Below are 16,849 nucleotides of genomic sequence, written 5' to 3' on the forward strand. Positions count from 1 at the left end.
CCCTCAGCTTGGCGTGTTGAGTTTCATAGTGATGGAGTGAAGGCCTGTGCCGAACTCCTCCTCCAGCAATTGGTAAACCAGGCGGTGGCGTTCAAGCGGGCGCATGCCCCTGAAGCGCTCGCTGGTGATTTCCACCTCGAAATGGGTCATGGGGCTGGGCTTACCAGGACGCAGCGCTGGGGCGTGGCCTGTTTCATTCACTTTGCGCTGGTGCTTGTCGAGGATGTGGTCAAACGTGCGGTCATTGATTTGAAGGTGGGTGGGCGCTAAGGCGCGTTCGAACAGCGCCTTCATGCGGTCAATTCGCCCAATGCGCCCTGGCACGCGCCGTGGTTTGGCAGGTGTGGGGGTGAGTGTTGCTGTGGCCATGGAAGGCTCCTTCAAAAGGGTAGAGGTAAACGGGCGGAGAGGTCAGGCAGGCCTTGCCGTAAGCCAGCAAAGGCCATGATAAGAGAAGCTTGAAAAGTGGTGGCGCAGTGGGGCCTAAAAGTAGGACCTAAGACAGGGGAATGTTAAAAACTAGAATGAAGGCTGCTGTGGTACTGTATCCTACTATGAAACCACCTGGCAGGTGAAGCGGCCAGGCACTGAAACCCCCGGCCCTTGACCAGGCCCCTTGCACAGCTCCGCTGGCGGCTTCATATCTCCGCCATGGCCCGCCCCCCTTCATCCAAACGCGCTTTCGCCCCAGACCCCCAGGCCCCTGACCAATGCTGCGACCAGCCAGGCTGCCAGGAGCGCGCTGGCTTCAAGGCGCCGCGCGGCCCTGACCGCCTGCGGGACTATTACTGGTTCTGCCTTGACCATGTGCGCCAGTACAATGCGCGCTGGAACTACTACCAAGGCATGACCGCAGCAGAGGTGGAGGCGAGCCTGCGCAGCGACACCGCCTGGGACAGGCCATCGTGGAAATTTGGCACCATGGGTGGAACGGACCCTGGCGCCATCCATGACCCTTTGGACATCATGGGCGGTGGGGGGCGCGCACGCACCCAACAGCCAAACCCAGACGCCACCCCACTAGGCCTGGCGCTGCCCCTGGCCACGTTGGCGCTGGATTGGCCCGTGACCTGGGAGGAGGTGCAGTCGCGCTACCGCGCCCAAGCGCGCCGCCACCACCCTGACCTCAACCCAGGCGATCCTTTGGCAGCGCAGCGCTTCAAGCAGGTGGGGGAGGCTTACCAGCGCCTGAAGGCGCATTTTAGGCCTGCAGCTGACAAAGCCTGATTTAAGATCTGTTGGCTGCAAAGCCCCCATCGGGCCACCAGCTGCGCTTGCCCCCAAACTGGTTTAGGGTGCCCTGATGACACACTCCCTCCCCCCCCATAGCTTTGCAGACACTGAAAGTCTTTTCGGCGTCAGCGTGCCTTTTGCCGTTCCAAGCTTCACCTCTGGCCTTGCCACCAGCCATACTGGCGAACAGGACGGCCAAACTTTGGAGGCAGCCATGGGTAGCGCCCCTGTGCCTGTGGCAGATCAAGACTATTGCTTCGACCCTGACACTACCCGCGCCGTGTTGGCTGGGTTTGCCCGCAACCGCCGCGTCCTGGTGCAGGGACTGCACGGCACGGGGAAGTCATCCCACGTCACGCAAATTGCCGCGCGCTTGAACTGGCCTTGCCTGCGCCTGAACCTGGACAGCCATATTTCGCGCGCTGACCTTCTGGGGCGTGATGCCCTTGCCCTGGAGGGGGGCAAGCAGGTGACGACCTTCCGTGAAGGGCTGCTGCCCTGGGCCATGCAGCGCCCTGTGGCGCTCATCCTTGATGAATATGACGCAGGACGGCCCGATGTGATGTTCGTCCTCCAGCGTGTTCTGGAGGCGGAGGGGGCGCTGACGTTGGCTGAAAACGGCCGCGTCATCCACCCCCACCCAGGCTTCAGGCTGTTCGCCACAGCCAACACGGTGGGGCTTGGCAATAGCAATGGCCTCTACCACGGTGTGCAGACCCTCAACCAGGCCCAGCTTGACCGTTGGCACATCGTGACAAGGCTGGATTACATGGCCCCTGAAGCTGAACTGGCCATCCTGCGCCAACGCTTTGGCAGCGCTCCTAAGAATGTGTTGGAAAATCTGCCTGCCATGGTGGCGCTGGCCAACCTGGTGCGTGGGACTTTCCGTGACGGCGCGCTCTCCACCGTTACATCGTTACGTACGCTCATCACGTGGGGGGAGAATGCGGCGCTTTTCAATGACGTTGCCACTGCCTTCAGGCTGTCGTTCCTCAACCGTTGCGATGAGATGGAACGGCCCTTGGTGGCTGAGCTTTACCAGCGCGTTTTTGGCTCATCGCCTGAAAGTTCCCAAAGCGTGCCATGAAGCTGCAACACCGCCTAGCCGCCCTGCTGGGTCACGCGCCCCTTACCCCTAGCCAACTGGCCCAACCCTTGGAAAGCCGTGGCGCTGCTGACGCACTGGCCTTGTGGAACGCGCACCACAACCCCCGCCACGAAACTGCCACGGCACCCTCTGGGGCAGGGCAGGACGCCCCCTCAAGCCTGGCGCAGCGCTGCGAGCAGGCGCGCTGCGAATCATTCGCCCCCTGGCCTGGCATGAGGGCCAATTTAAGCCAGCACTTGCTTAGGCGCTTTGAGGGGGAGGGGGCCAACCGTGCGCTCACCCCTTCATCTCCCATGGGGCGTGAGCTGCTGCTGCGCGCTGCCCTGGCGGAGGAAACAGGCCAGACCCTGCCTGCACCTGCGCAAGCGCTGGTGGATTCATGGTGGCCGCAGCTGGGGCGCCAAGCGCGCCAACGCCTGGCGGCCATGGTACAGTCCCGCCATGACCAGGCTGGTTTTGGGCGCCTGTTGCAAAGCTACATCAACCAGGACCTTGCCCCAGATTCCTCCGAACCTGATGGGGAGATGAAAAACTGGATGGAGGCATCCTCCCCCCCAGGCGCTGAAGAAACCACCCCAGCCCTCTCCCCCCAGCAGCAGGGGGAAGGGTTCATACCACCTGAGCCGCCTGACCCTGGGCCTGAGAAAGACCATGCCCCTGTTGGGAAAAACCCTGAAGCTGACAGCGCCCCCCCAGCCCAACCGCCAAGTGCCGCTGCGGAAAAGGGCCAAACCAGCCATGCCAACCATGGCGGTGGGGTGCAGCCTGGCAGTGCTGACCAGAAAGGCGGCGCCGCTTACCACGTGTTCACCCCAATCCATGATGAGGAAATCACCCCGCGCCAGCTCTGCACACCAGCGCAAGCAGCAGCCCTGCGCGCTGAACTTGACCGCAGCACAGAAGGGCTGCGCCCCTTGGTGCAGCGTTTGGCCAGGCGGCTTCAACGCCAGCTCATGGCATTGCAGGAACGGCAGTGGCGCTTTGGTGCGCATGAGGGCACCATTGACCCAGCCTGCCTGCCCGCTGTGGTAGTGGGGGAACGCCAAGGGCGTTTGGGAACGCTGAGCTTCAGGCGTGAAAGCCCAGCCCCTTTCCCAGCCACTACCATCTCCCTGTTGGTGGACAATTCAGGCTCCATGCGGGGGCGTTCCATCCGCATGGCAGCGCTGACGGCTGACGTCCTGTGCCAAACCTTTGAGCGCTGCGGCGTCAGCACAGAGGTGCTGGGCTTTACCACAAAGGCTTGGAAGGGGGGGGAGAGCGCCCGCGACTGGCAGCGCCAAGGCTGCCCTGCGCTGCCGGGGCGCCTCAACGATTTGCGCCACATCATTTACAAAAGCGCTTCCCAGCCCTGGCGGCATGCTAAGCACAACCTTGGCTTGATGCTCCATGACGACATTTTGAAAGAAAACATCGATGGTGAAGCCCTTGAATGGGCGGCTAAGCGCCTTCTGGCCCGGCCAGCAGAGCGGCGCATCCTGCTTGTGGTCTCTGACGGCGCCCCCATGGATGAAAGTACCCATGCCGCCAACCCAGGCACCTTCCTGGGCGACCATTTGCGCAGCGTCATCAGCAGGCTTGAACGTGACCAGCGCCTTTCCCTTTTGGCGCTGGGCATCCGCCATGACGTCACGCGCTGGTACAGCAAAGCCGTGACTATCCGCCAGCCTGAACAGCTTGCCCAAGCCTTGGTGGAGCAGCTGCCCCCCTTGCTTGCCCCCCAAGGCAGCCCACGGCAATGGCCGGGACGGGGATGAAAACAGGGGCCCAAACAAGCTTGCCCCCGGGTGGCGGAATTGAAAAGCGCGGCTTGGCGCCCCACATTCACCCTATGAGCACTCTTCAGAGCAAAGCCATGACCATGACCAGCACCACCAGCCAGCACCGCATAGCCCTTTTCAGAAGCAGCCTGCTGCTGCCCCTGATGGGCGCGCTCGCCGTCACGCCAGCCTTGGCGGACACTTTGGGCGATCTGCCCGCCAGTTGCTTCAGCTATGAGCCTGGGCAGGCGCATGTCAGCGGCAACACGCTGACTGAGCGTGATTTCTCAGCCAAGCTCGGCAGTACTGGCTATGCCCTTAAAGTGGGAAATGTGACCCTCAAAGACGCCAGCGGCCATGTGGGCGGCGATGATTTGGGTAAAATCCAAGCCACGGCGGCCTATGGCGTCCTGGTGGCGCATTACCATGGCCTGCCTGCCGCCTGCGCCCACCACAGCTTCCCTAACGTCACGCTTTTGGTGGCTGGCCAGCCTGACCTGCAGTGGGGGCAAATTCGCCTTGACCGCCCAGGTCACAACTTGACGGCGCGTTCAGCCCACCTTGAGACGCTTCAAACCACCCCCAAAATGGTGGTGCGCTTCAGCGCCCAGGGGCTTCATGAACCCAACCACCCCTTGGTGCCCAGCCAGGCCAGCGGCGTGTTCACCTTCACGCCCAACCCCAACCCACCTTTTGACGTCAGTTTCGACCATGTGAACGCCGTGATGGATGGCAGCCGCATCACCGGTTCTGGCCATGTGCTGGCGGCCTCCAACTTCCCCAGCTCATCGGGGGAGATGCACGTCAGCATCACCAACATTGGCCCATTGATTGACAAGGCCAGCCATGTTGTGCCCGCCACAACCACAGGCGCCCTGGTCATCGCACGCATGATGGGCAAAAGCGAAGGCCCCGACCAAACGGGTTGGGACGTGACGCTGCACAACGGCAAAGTGCGCATCAACAGCATCAAGATCCCCATCGCTGTGGGGAAATAAAGGCGCACTGGCTGGCCCACGGGGCAGGTTGAGCCGCCTGTGCCAAGCCACTAGCCCTTGAGACCATCCCTGCCAAAACGTGCCCGGCCCCCTTCCAAGGGAGCTGGGTTTTTTGTGCCCTCAGGCAGCTTCCAGGCGGGTGACGCCAGGCAGGACGCGCAGCCGCTCCATCAACCTTGGCGTTACGCGGTAAGGGTCAGCCAACGTCACAGGTACATCACGCTGCTTGTCCAGGGCAGCGCGGAAAACAATGCGCCCGCGCCCCCCACGTGCCCCTTCAAGCAGGGGCTGTAGGTCATCAAGGGCGCTCGCACCGCTTATCCAGATATTAAGTTCCGTGCTTTCCTGCGCTGCCGCTGCCTCCAGCCCCACCACATGGCTTGCTGTCAAACGGAAGCCTTCGCCATCAGATTTAAGGTCAGCAGTCACCAAAATGGGTTGGCCCACCACCAGCATGTCGCGACAGGCGCCCAATGTTTCTGCGAAAAGCGTCACCTCCCCAGAGCCTGTAGGGTCGCTCAACCCCACCCAGGCCATTTTAGTGCCTTTGCGGGTGGGGCGTTCCTTTTTGTCCACAACGCAGCCAGCCAGGCGCACGCGCCCGCCGCCGCGCTGGGCTTTGGCTTCAAGCGAGCCCAGGGGGGTGACGTCAAGCTTCTTTAAAATGCGCCCGTAGGCGTCAAGGGGGTGTCCGCTCATGTGGAAGCCGATGGCTGCTGCCTCATTGGAGAGGCGCTCGAAATCAGGCCATGGGGTGACTTTCTCCAGCCCGACAACCTCCCGCAGGGCGCTTTCCTCCCCAGCGCCGAACAGGCCACCCTGCCCCATGGCGCGCTGCTGGGATTCTGAATGAGCGCGCTTCATGATGGTGTCAGCACTGGCGCAGACAGCGTGGCGGTCCAGCCCCATGGAATCAAAAGCGCCAGCCTTGGCCAGGCTCTCAAGGGCCAGCTTGTTGACTTGGCGCCCATCGCAGCGCGTGGCGAAATCGGTGATGTCGGCAAAAGGCTTGCCGCCGCGCGCCGCCACCAGGGCGTCCATGGCGCCAGCGCCCACACGCTTGACCGCTGAAAGCGCGTAGCGGATGGCGTGGCTGCCATCCTCCTGCGCTTCAATGGAGAAATCGGTCTGGGACTTGTTGATGTCCACAGGCAGCACCTTGATGCCCATGCGCCGCGCCTCCTGGCAGAGGCCAGCGAGCTTGTCGGTCTTTTCACGCGCAAGCGACATGCATCCAGCCAGGAAGGCCACTGGGTGGTTGGCCTTCATCCAGGCTGTTTGGTAGGAGACCAGCGCGTAAGCTGCGGCGTGCGACTTGTTGAAGCCGTAATTGGCGAACTTCGCCATGAGGTCGAACACCTCAGCCGCCTTGGCGGGGTCGATGGCGCGCTTGGTGGCCCCTTCAATGAAAATGCCGCGCTGCTTGTCCATCTCAGCAGCGATTTTCTTGCCCATGGCGCGGCGCAGCAAATCAGCGCCGCCAAGGCTGTAGCCCGCCATTTTCTGGGCGATCTGCATCACCTGCTCCTGGTAGACCATGATGCCATAGGTCTCCTCCAGGATGGGGCGGATCTCCTCATGCGGCGCCTCCCAGTGCTCCCCGTGTTTGCGGCGGCAGTAATCAGGGATGTTCTCCATCGGGCCAGGCCGGTAGAGGGAAACGCCAGCGATTAGGTCCTTGATGGAGCTGGCCTGCATTTGGCGCAGCATGTCGCGCATGCCTGCGCCTTCAAACTGGAAGACGCCAGCCGTGTCGCCCCGCGCCAGCATGTCGAAGGTCTTCTTGTCGTCTAGCGGGATGTGGGAAAGGTTCACCTCCACACCAAGCCCCGCCAGGAAATCCACCCCACGCTTGAGGATGGTGAGCGTGGTCAGGCCCAGGAAGTCGAACTTCACCAGGCCAGCCTGCTCAACGAACTTCATGTTGAACTGCGTGACGTTCATGTCAGAGCGCGGGTCACGGTAAAGTGGCACAAGGTCGACCAGCTCCCGCCCGCCAATCACCACGCCCGCCGCATGGGTGGAGGCATGGCGGAACAGCCCTTCTAGCTGAAGCGCGATGGTGAGGAGGCGCTTCACGTTCTCATCACTGTCGCGCATCTCCTGCAGGCGCGGCTCGCTGGCGATGGCCTCTTTCAAGGGCGTTGGCTTGGCTGGGTTGTTGGGGATGAGTTCAGCAACGCGGTTGACCAGCCCATAGGGCAGCCCAAGGACGCGCCCCGTGTCGCGCACGGCCGCCTTGGCCTGCAGCTTTCCAAAGGTAATGATCTGGGCAACGCGGCTGGGGCCGTATTCATCGCGCACGTAGCGGATGACCTCATCGCGCCTGTCCTGGCAGAAATCAACGTCGAAATCCGGCATGGAGACGCGCTCAGGGTTCAGGAAGCGCTCGAAAAGAAGCCCGAAGGGGATAGGGTCGATGTCCGTGATGGTCAGCGCGAAGGCCACAAGGCTGCCAGCGCCTGAACCGCGCCCAGGGCCCACGGGGATGCCGTGCGCCTTGGCCCATTGGATGAAGTCCGCCACGATGAGGAAGTAGCCGGGGAAGCCCATGTTGGCGATGACGCCAAGCTCGTAATCAAGGCGTTCCTCATACTCCCGCTTGAGGTCAGGGGTGGGCTTGATGACCTCAAGACGCTTGGCCAGCCCCTCCCTGGCCATGGCGCGCAGGGTCTCGTCCTCGTTGCTGCCTTCACGCACCTTCCTGCAGGTGGGCAGAAGGGGCTTGCGGGTGGGGGCAGCTGTTGCGCACATCTGCGCCACCACAAGGGTGTTGTCGCAGGCCTCGGGCAGGTCCTGGAACAGGGCGCGCATGTCCTCAGCAGGCTTGAACCAGGATTCTGGCGAGACGCGCCAGCGGTCCTCATGGGCCATCAGGGTGCCTTGGGCAATGCACAGCAAGGCGTCGTGGGCCTCATGCATGGCGGGGTTCAGGAAGAAGCAGTCATTGGTGGCCACCAGGGGAACGCCCATGCCATCGGCCATGGCCACCAGGGGCCGTTCCGTCTTGGCTTCAGCGGCGTCACCCAGGCGGTTGAGCTCCACAGCCAGGTAGGGACCGAAAGCGTCCCGCATGGCTGCCAGCATGGTCCTGGCCTCATCATCGCGGTCATGAAGTAGGAGCTGGTTCAAGGGCCCCCTGTTGCCCCCTGTCAGCAACAGCAAGCCTTCGGAACGCGCGCACAGCATTTCCAGGGGGATGGCTGGATCGGCTGAGTCGCCTTGCATGTAGCCGGCGGTTGAAAGGTGCTGCAGGTTGGTCAGCCCTTCGTCAGTGCGCGCCAGGGCCACAACGGGCATGGAGCGGCTGCCTGGCTTGTCGCTGAGGGGGGGCAGGGCCAGCTGGCAGCCAATCAAGGGCTGCAGCCCCGCTTTGCGGGCATAGATGGAGAATTCCAGCATGCCGAAGAGATTGCCGCTGTCCGTCAAGGCCACGGCTGGCATGGCCTGCGCCACAGCGGCGCTGATGAGCTGCGGCACCCTGATGGCGCCTTGGCTCAAGGAATAGGCGGAATGGTTGTGCAGGTGAACGAAGCCGGCATGTGACATGGCGCCATCTTAGCATGGCGCGCCTGCCTTTTTCAGCAGGATTCATCCCCTGTCGCCAAGGGGTAGCCACCTTCAGCGGGCTTGGCTTCCACGCCAAGGTCTTCCGGTGCGATTTCACGCACCACGCCGCCATCCAACGTCAGGATCCTGTCCATGCGGGCGGCAAGGGCGGGGTTGTGCGTGGCCACCAGGGCGGCTGCGCCTTCATCACGCACAACGTGCAACAGTTCCTGGAAGACGCTTTCAGCGGTGCCTGTGTCCAAATTGCCTGTTGGCTCGTCCGCCAAGATTAGGCGAGGGTGATTGGCCATGGCGCGCGCAATGGCGGTGCGCTGCTTCTCCCCCCCTGAAAGCTCGCCAGGGCGGCGGTCCCCCTTGCCAGCCAAGCCAAAGCGCCCAAGCAGGGCCTGGGCGCGTTTGCGCGCTTTGGCAGCGGGCACATTGGCGGCCAGCTGGGGCAGCATGATGTTCTCCGCCGCTGTGAACTCCCCCAGCAAATGGTGAAACTGATACACAAAGCCGATGTCATCACGCCGCACCTTGGTGCGCGCCTTGTCATCAAGGCTGGAGACATCACGGCCATTGATGGCGATGGAACCACCGTCAGGGCTCTCCAACAGGCCAGCCAAATGCAGCAGCGTTGACTTGCCCGTGCCGGAAGGCGCCACCAGGGCCACAATCTCTCCCGGGCGGAGGGTGAGGTCGGCATTCTTGAGGACCTCCACCACTGCCCGGTCGCCGTCAGTGAAGCGGCGGCGCACATTGGAAAGCTGGAGCGCAGGCGCGGTAACGCCCTGATGGTTTGGCGTGGCTTCAGGCATGGCATGGTTCCGAGGGGAAGCTTCAGGGCTGGGCTTCAGGATTTCAGGGCGCTCATTCATGGCGCAGGGTCTTGACGGGATCAGTGCGCGCCGCCCGCCAGGAGGGGTAGAGCGTGGCCAGGAAGCTCAACGCCAGGGAAAGGCCCACCACCCCGAACACCTGGCTCCAGATCAGGCGCGCTGGCAGGTGGGCGAGGAAATAGACCTGCGGGTTGAACAGGCTCACCCCCGTGACGGCCTCCAGGGCGCGCTTGATGCGCTCAATGTTGAGGGCGAACCCAACGCCAAGCGCCGTCCCCACCATGGTGCCAGCCACCCCAACGCTCAACCCGCACATCATGAACACCCGCATCACCGCCCCGCGGCTGGCGCCGAACGTGCGCAGGATGGCGATGTCGGCAGCTTTGTCGCGCACCATCATGATGAGGGAGGAAATAACGTTGAACGCCGCCACCAGGATAATCAGCGCCAGGATCAGGAACATGACGTTCTGCTCCACCGTCACGGCCTCCAGGAAGCCATTGGCGCTTTGCGTCCAGTCCAGGACCTGCAGGGGGCGGTCATCGAGGACATGGGCCACGGCGCGCCCCACAGGGCGCACCTCCATGGGATTGGCGGTGCTGACCTGGATCACGCTTACAGCATCCCCTGCAAGAAGGAAGCGCTGCGCCTGCGGCAGGGGCATCAGGATGATGTTGCTGTTGTAATCATTCCAGTTGGCGTCAAAAATCGCCGTCACATGCGCCCGCATCACCCGTGGCATGGTGCCGAAGGCGGTGGGCCGCCCGTTGGGGGAAAGCAGCGTGACTTCACTGCCGACATTGAGGCCGGCATGGCTGGCCATGGTCACCCCAATGGCAACGCTGGCTGGGGCGCTGGCCCAATCATGCCACGTACCTTCCACCAAACCATTGCTGAGCGCCTTCCAACCCAGCAGGTCAGCAGGGGCCACCCCTTCCACCATGGCGCCAGTGCTGAAGGAGCCAGCCTGCATCAGCACCGTGCCCTGCAGTAACGGCACGGCCATGGTCACCCCTGGGGCGTGGCGCACCCGTTCAGCCAAGGGCGCGTAGTGATCGATGGGCCGGCCATAGCCGTAAACCCCCAGATCGCCGTGCAGCCCCAGGATGCGCCCCATCAGATCTGCCTTAAAGCCATTCATCACCGCCATGACGATGATGAGCGTGGCCACCCCCAGCGCAATCCCCCCCAGGGAGAAGGCAGCGATGACGGAGGCGAAACGCTCCCCCTTGCGTGAGCGCAAGTAACGCCACGCCAGCTTGCGTTCAAAAGCGTTGAACATGCGCCCTCCAAGGGGTGGCAGATGAAGGGGAGTGCCTCAGGAGGCCTTCAGGCCAAAGCGCGCCATGAAGTCGTCCACGGGCATTTCGCTGCGTTCGCCGCTGGCGCGGTTTTTCAGCTCCACCTGGCCGGCCTTGGCGCCGCGCGGGCCGATGATGACCTGCCAGGGCAGCCCGAGCAGGTCAGCGTCGTTGAACTTCACGCCTGCGCGCTCCTTGCGGTCGTCATAGAGAATGTTCTCAGGGTCAGCGCTGTAGAGGCGCGCGCAGAGCGCGTCCGTTGCCTCATCGCCAGGGCGGAGGTTGATAAGCGCGAACCGCCACGGCGCCACGCTTTCTGGCCAGATAATGCCATTATCGTCATGGCTGGCCTCAATGATGGCCCCCACAAGGCGGGAAACGCCAATGCCGTAGCAGCCCATGTCAGGGTGGGTTGGGCTACCGTCCTCCCCCGTCACCGTAACGCCCATGGCTTCAGTGTATTTGGGGCCAAGGTGGAAGATCTGCCCCACCTCAATACCGCGGCCTTCGCGCCTTTGCTCTGCTGGCACCTTCTCCCAGGCTGCCTCGTCGTGCTTTTCGTCTGTAGCGGCGTAGTGGGTGGCCAGCACGTCCTGCACAGCCTTGAGGTCCTCGGCGCTGTCAGCGTCCAGGTCGCGCTTGCTCCAGTCAATGCCTTCCCAGGCAGCGTCATAGAACACGCCGCTTTCCCCAGCGGGCGCCAGGACCAGGAACTCGTGGCTCAAATTGCCGCCAATGGGGCCGGTGTCCGCCTGCATGGGCACGGCGTTGACGCCAATGCGGCGGAACGTGCGCAGGTAGGCCAGCATTTGGCGCCAATAGTTGCGCTCCGCCCCCTCCTTGCTGACATCGAAGGAATAGCCGTCCTTCATGTAGAATTCCCGTCCCCGCATGACACCAAAGCGCGGGCGCACCTCATCGCGGAACTTCCACTGCAGGTGGTAGAGGGTCAGGGGCAGTTCCTTATAGGATTTAACCACGGCGCCAAAGATATCCGTGATCATCTCCTCATTGGTGGGGCCGTAGAGTAGCTCCCGCTCATGGCGGTCCGTGATGCGCAGCATCTCAGGGCCGTAGGCGTCATAACGCCCAGACCGGCGCCACAAATCAGCGCTCTGCAAAGTGGGCATCAGCACTTCCTGCGCACCGATGCGGTCCTGCTCCTCCCGCACGATGGTGGAGATGGCGCGCAGCACGCGCAGCCCGGCGGGCAGCCAAGCGTAAATGCCAGCGGCGGTCTGGCGCACAAGGCCTGCGCGCAGCATCAACCGGTGGGAAGTGATGGTGGCTTCAGTAGGCACTTCCTTGAGCGTGGGCTGGAAAGCTTCCGTAAGCTTCATGGTCTGGGTGTCCGTGTCAGGGAGCGCGCCCCAGCCCACGCCCCTTCACAAGGGGCTTCGGCTGGGGGCTGGGATGGTTGGTGGCCTTCAGACCCGCAGCAGGTGGACATCCACCAGGGGGCGCTTCTGGAGCTTACGGCCAAGGGCGCGGCGCAGCGCTGTGCGGGCGGCATCGCGGAAGGCGACATTGTCCTCGCGCAACTCATCGGGGATCTCATCGATGGCGCGGGCGAAATCAGCCTGGATGCGCTGGGTCTCGCTGTCCTCAGGGTCGAGCAGGCCAGGGGCGCTGATGCGTGGCTCCCCAATCACGTAGCCTTCGTTGTCGACCGCGAAGCTGGCCAGAACGGCGCCGTTGTAAAGCATGCGGCGGCGGTCGGCCATCACGCCGCCCGTCATGGGCAGCAGGCGCCCATCGTCCACAGCAAGCTTGGCCACAGGCACGGTGTCGACCACCTCCAGCTTGTCGGGGGTGATGTCAAGGACATCGCCATCCTCAAGCAGGACCACGTCGGCGCCGGCTTCGCGCGCCAGGGCTCCCTGGGCGGTCAGGTGGCGCCATTCACCATGGGTGGGCACGCTGAACTTAGGCTTGATGAGGCTGTAGAGGTGCCTGATGTCCTCGCTGGTGGCGTGGCCTGAGGTGTGGGTCAGGGTCTCACGGTCAGTGATGACCTGAACGCCGTTGCGGGTCAGGTTGTCCTGCACCGTGACAACGGCGCGCTCATTGCCCGGAATCACGCGCGAGCTGTAGATGACGGTGTCGCCCTCGCCGAAATTGATGGTGTTGTGGCTGTCATTGGCGATGCGCGAAAGGGCGGAACGCTCCTCCCCCTGGCTGCCTGTGATGATCATCAACATTTGGTTGTCGTTGATGTTCTTCACCTCAGCGTCCATTTCCGTCAGGAAGGGGGGGACGTCAGCCAGGTAGCCGCACTCACGCGCGGCCGCCTCCAGGTTGCGCAGGCTGCGCCCCACCACCATGACCTTGCGGCCAGCGGCCTGGGCAGCCTTAGCGATGCTCTCGATGCGCGCCACGTTGGAGGCGAAGCAGGTGACGGCCACGCGCCCCTTGCCCTTCAACCCCATGATGAGGTCCGTCAAGGATTTGCGGACGGCGCCCTCCGTTACGGAAGAGCCTTCCTTGAGGGCATTGGTGCTGTCGCCGATGACGGCCAGCACGCCTTCATCGCCCAGCTTGGCCAGGCGCTCGAAATCGGTGCGCGGCCCCACCATGGGCTCTGAATCCACTTTCCAGTCGCCTGTGTGGAGGATGGTGCCTTGGGGTGTGCGCAAAGCAACGGACTGCGCCTCCACGATGGAGTGCGCCATGGGGATGAACTCAAGGTCAAAGGGGCCGACCTCAAAACGCGAGCCAGGCTGGATGACATGCAGCGGCACCTCGCCCAGCAGGCGCGCCTCCTCAAGCTTGCGGCGCAGGACGGCGGCAGCGAAGGGGGTGGCGTAAATGGGGCATTTCAACTGCGGCCAGAGATGGGCGACAGCGCCGATGTGGTCTTCATGGGCATGGGTGATGACCAAGCCACGCAGGTTCTTGCGGCGCTGGGCGATGAAGGTGGGGTCTGGCACCAGCACGTCCGCCTCAGGGGTGTCATTGCCAGAGAAGCCCAGCCCACAGTCAATGGCCAGCCAGTTGTCCTTGCCGTCCTTGCGCAGGTTGTAGAGGTTGAAATTCATGCCGATTTCACCCGTGCCGCCCAAAGGCACGAAGAACAGGCCATCCTTCTTGGGGGCGGGTTTACGGCCACGCGCTGGCGCCTGGCCAGCGCGGTTGCGGCTTTCCTGGCGCTCCCCCTGGGCTTTGGCGCCAGAACCCTGGCGGCTGCGGGGGGCGCTTGCGCGCGGCGCGGAACGGCCCCTGCCGCGTGCTGGCCTGCCTTCGCGTTCAGCGCGGCCACCCTGCTTGGCTGGCGCGGCTTGCTCCGCCTGAGGGGCAGCCGGCGCTGCGCTGGCTGCTGGCGCAGTGCCCTGGCTGTCAGCGCCCTGGTGGGCAGGAATGTTAATCTGCACCGGTGCGGGCGCGTTTTGGGTCGTCATGACGTTTGTCTGTCCTTAATTAAGGGGCGGCTTGCTGTGAAGACGCCCTTGGAAATGGTCTGCCAAGCTGGAAAGCCTGGATTTTCCGCACCCAACCGCTTTTCAGGGAAGCGTGCGAACGAATTCTTTTTCATTGCGCTGCGCCAAAAGGCGCAGCCCATCCAATGTCAGGTCAGGGGCGATGACATCGAAAATTCCCCCACCCACATCACATCCGCCATTTTGGTGGACCAGCCCCTGGCGCGCACCTAAATGGCTTTTACCCTCCCCAGCCGCGCCACCAGGGCGCTGAACTGCAAAAAGGGGGGCAAGGCCGCCCGTGGCGATCAAGCGGCAGGAGGAAACCTCCCCCTCCGCCACGAGGTCAGCGGCCAAACGGCTGGTGATGCCCCGCACCAGCCCCTCATAACCCCAGTAAATACCAGACTGCATGGCCTCTGTCGTGTTGCGCCCTATAGCGCGCTGGGGCCTTGCAATGCTGACGCGCGGCAGGCGTGCGGCCGCATGATGAAGGGCGTCAATGGAAAGGTTGACCCCTGGGGCAATGGCCCCGCCACGGTAACGCCCCTGCCCATCCACAACATCAAACGTTGTGGCGGTGCCAAAATCAACCACTATCAGCCCCTGCCCTTCCGAACGGTACAGTTCGTGGGCTGCCAAACCGTTGAGCCTGCGGTCAGCACCAAGCTCCTCAGGGGCGTCCACCAAAACGTCAAGCCCCCAATCAAGCGCTGTCGTCACCTCAAGGGGGGTCACCTTCAGCCAACGTTCGCAGAAACGCCTGATCTCGTGAACTGCACCAGGTACCACGGAACCAATAATGGCCTGATGGATGGCGCCTCTGTCAAAGCCACTGCGTTCGAGCAGCCACAGGAAACTGGCAGCGTAGTCATCGGCTGTGCGGCGCGGGTCGGTGTTCAAGCGCCAACGGCCCAGCCAACGCTCCGGGTTAGGGGCGGCGCTGCTTGGGCTTGGTACGTTGTCAGCGCAAAGGGCGAAAACCACATTGGTGTTGCCCACATCAATTGCAAGCAGCATGGGCACCAGTCATCAGGCCAGACAAAGAACGTCACCCGTCATTACAGCAGCAAGGTTGCCTGAAGCATCCTTCAGAAGAAGCTTCCCCTGCGCGTCCACATCATGAAACATGCCGGTGATATAAGTGCCCGTACCCTGAACCGCAAGCATCGTGCCTGGCGGATGGGCGCGTTTTCGCCATTCAGCCAGCACAAAATCGCTTTTTCCCGTTCCCCAACCATCCATAAGAGCACCAAAGGCTTCCATGATGGCCCAGGCCAGGTCCGCAGGGCGGGGCGCGCTTTCCTGGCCAAGCCATACGGCCAAGGTGGTCACAGGGCGGCCTGTGCCTTCAGGGGCGTGGCGGAGGTTCACCCCAACCCCTATAACGGCGCAACGTCCCCCTCCCATAGCTTGGGGGCGGTGGGCTGTCTCAACCAGCATACCGCAAAGCTTGGCTGGCGGCAGGCCTTGTTGGTGCACCATGATGTCATTGGGCCATTTGATTTCCAAACGCGCAGGAGAGCCCCCCTCTACTGCCTGGTGGGACCAGAAACGTTCAAGCGCTTGGTGCACCGCCACAGCCGCCATGAAAGGCAGCATGGCAAGGAAGGCTTCCCCTGCTCCAGGCGTAGCGCCCTGGCTGGAAGTGGGGAAATCTACCAGAAAAGAGAAGCTGAGATTGCCAGAAGGCGCTTGCCAAACCCGCCCCCTGCTGCCACGGCCAGCGCTTTGGCGCAGCGCCAGAACAGCCGTGCCAGAAGGTGCCCCCGCCATGGCCTGTGCCATCAAGGTAGTGGATGTGGAGGGCAACTCCCCATGGCAGGTGAGCTGCCAGGACACACCCTGGGAAGATTTTATGGGGGGAGGGGAGGAATCAATCATGATTTTGGTGGGCAATGACGGGATCGAACCGCCGACCCTCTCGGTGTAAACGAGATGCTCTACCAGCTGAGCTAATTGCCCTTAGTCACCCTCAAAGCCTGCGCGCAAAGCTTGAAATGGCCACGCACAGCTTACGGGTGGGCTTGCTTAGCGCACTTAAAGGGTTGCTGGCAAGGCGTATTAGTGAGTTTCAATCCATAAAAAACCTGCCGCACAGCCCCTGAAAAGCCATGACCAGCAGGTCTGGAGCCCAAAAGGCCAGCTGCGCCTGGCCCCTATCAGGGCGCAGGGCGCAGGGCGTTTTCAGCTTTTGCTGACAGCGTCCTTAAGGACCTTGCCAGGCTTGAAACGCACAGAGGTGGAAGCGGGGATGTCGATTTCCTCGCCCGTGCGGGGGTTGCGGCCCTTAGCAGCCTTGCGGTGCGCCGTGACAAAGCTGCCAAAGCCAACCAGGCGCACTTCCTGGCCCTTGGCCAAGGCTTGCTCAATGGTTTTGAGGAGCTCTTCAACAACAACCGTCATTTTAGATTTCGGCAGGTCGGTCTCAGCAGCGACAGCAGCGATGAGCTCCTGCTTGTTCAGGGGTTTCTCCATGATGCCTTTTCCACGTCTGGAGGCGCCGCCTGGTGAAGGCCGCCCTTGATAGGCGGCAAAACAGGTCGGCCCTGGTTAAGTGATCACTTCAGCACTATGGACCGCCTGCCATGAGGTCAACAGGGGGTTGCCTAAAAGAACCCCCGTTTCAGGCCAAAAACTCC

Annotated in this window: 13 protein-coding genes and 1 tRNA gene; 4 read left to right on the plus strand and 10 right to left on the minus strand. The window is 62.8% G+C overall.

The window, feature by feature from the left end; genetic code table 11:
* Window positions 1-3: 3 nt before the first annotated feature.
* Window positions 4-369 (minus strand): BolA family protein, encoded by a 366-nt coding sequence (locus E3E12_RS00640; protein WP_141442595.1) that lies wholly within the window; start codon window positions 367-369, stop codon window positions 4-6.
* 282 nt (window positions 370-651) lie between these two features.
* Between E3E12_RS00640 and E3E12_RS00645 the strand changes: the two genes are divergently transcribed.
* The 4 genes from E3E12_RS00645 to E3E12_RS00660 all read left to right on the plus strand — a co-directional run bounded on the left by E3E12_RS00645 (window position 652) and on the right by E3E12_RS00660 (window position 5,099).
* Entirely contained in the window at window positions 652-1,227 is a 576-nt protein-coding gene (locus tag E3E12_RS00645; protein ID WP_141442596.1) for a J domain-containing protein, read from the plus strand.
* Between the two features lie 76 nt (window positions 1,228-1,303).
* Window positions 1,304-2,320 (plus strand): AAA family ATPase, encoded by a 1,017-nt coding sequence (locus tag E3E12_RS00650; protein ID WP_141442597.1) that lies wholly within the window; start codon window positions 1,304-1,306, stop codon window positions 2,318-2,320.
* On the plus strand, window positions 2,317-4,098 hold the full coding sequence (locus E3E12_RS00655; protein WP_141442598.1) for a cobaltochelatase CobT-related protein: 1,782 nt from the start codon (window positions 2,317-2,319) through the stop codon (window positions 4,096-4,098). Before E3E12_RS00650 ends, E3E12_RS00655 begins: the two co-directional genes overlap by 4 nt.
* Window positions 4,099-4,202: 104 nt before the next feature.
* On the plus strand, window positions 4,203-5,099 hold the full coding sequence (locus E3E12_RS00660) for a hypothetical protein (RefSeq protein WP_149498208.1): 897 nt from the start codon (window positions 4,203-4,205) through the stop codon (window positions 5,097-5,099).
* Window positions 5,100-5,219: 120 nt separating this feature from the next.
* On the opposite strand, the gene dnaE is transcribed toward E3E12_RS00660, so the two are convergent.
* From dnaE to E3E12_RS00705, 9 genes are all read right to left on the minus strand, one after another.
* Window positions 5,220-8,648 (minus strand): DNA polymerase III subunit alpha, encoded by a 3,429-nt coding sequence (gene dnaE, locus E3E12_RS00665; RefSeq protein ID WP_141442600.1) that lies wholly within the window; start codon window positions 8,646-8,648, stop codon window positions 5,220-5,222.
* 32 nt (window positions 8,649-8,680) lie between these two features.
* A complete protein-coding gene (locus E3E12_RS00670; protein WP_141443961.1) occupies window positions 8,681-9,469 on the minus strand; it encodes an ABC transporter ATP-binding protein in 789 nt (262 codons plus the stop codon).
* A gap of 52 nt (window positions 9,470-9,521) precedes the next feature.
* Window positions 9,522-10,772 carry a lipoprotein-releasing ABC transporter permease subunit gene (locus E3E12_RS00675; RefSeq protein WP_141442601.1) on the minus strand — a complete coding sequence of 417 codons (1,251 nt, stop codon included), beginning with the start codon at window positions 10,770-10,772 and terminating at the stop codon, window positions 9,522-9,524.
* A 36-nt stretch (window positions 10,773-10,808) separates the two neighbouring features.
* Window positions 10,809-12,131: a proline--tRNA ligase gene (gene proS / locus E3E12_RS00680; RefSeq protein ID WP_141442602.1), complete on the minus strand. Its 1,323-nt coding sequence runs from the start codon at window positions 12,129-12,131 to the stop codon at window positions 10,809-10,811.
* A gap of 87 nt (window positions 12,132-12,218) precedes the next feature.
* Window positions 12,219-14,189, minus strand: coding sequence for a ribonuclease J (locus tag E3E12_RS00685; RefSeq protein WP_141442603.1), 1,971 nt, complete (start codon window positions 14,187-14,189; stop codon window positions 12,219-12,221).
* Between the two features lie 102 nt (window positions 14,190-14,291).
* A complete protein-coding gene (locus E3E12_RS00690; RefSeq protein WP_141442604.1) occupies window positions 14,292-15,227 on the minus strand; it encodes a type III pantothenate kinase in 936 nt (311 codons plus the stop codon).
* 12 nt (window positions 15,228-15,239) lie between these two features.
* Window positions 15,240-16,091 (minus strand): biotin--[acetyl-CoA-carboxylase] ligase, encoded by an 852-nt coding sequence (locus E3E12_RS00695; protein ID WP_141442605.1) that lies wholly within the window; start codon window positions 16,089-16,091, stop codon window positions 15,240-15,242.
* Between the two features lie 5 nt (window positions 16,092-16,096).
* A tRNA-Val gene (locus tag E3E12_RS00700) sits at window positions 16,097-16,172 on the minus strand.
* A 222-nt stretch (window positions 16,173-16,394) separates the two neighbouring features.
* Window positions 16,395-16,685 (minus strand): HU family DNA-binding protein, encoded by a 291-nt coding sequence (locus E3E12_RS00705; RefSeq protein WP_141442606.1) that lies wholly within the window; start codon window positions 16,683-16,685, stop codon window positions 16,395-16,397.
* Between the last annotated feature and the right edge of the window lie 164 nt (window positions 16,686-16,849).

Source organism: Formicincola oecophyllae (genome assembly GCF_006542395.2).
GTDB lineage: Bacteria > Pseudomonadota > Alphaproteobacteria > Acetobacterales > Acetobacteraceae > Formicincola > Formicincola oecophyllae.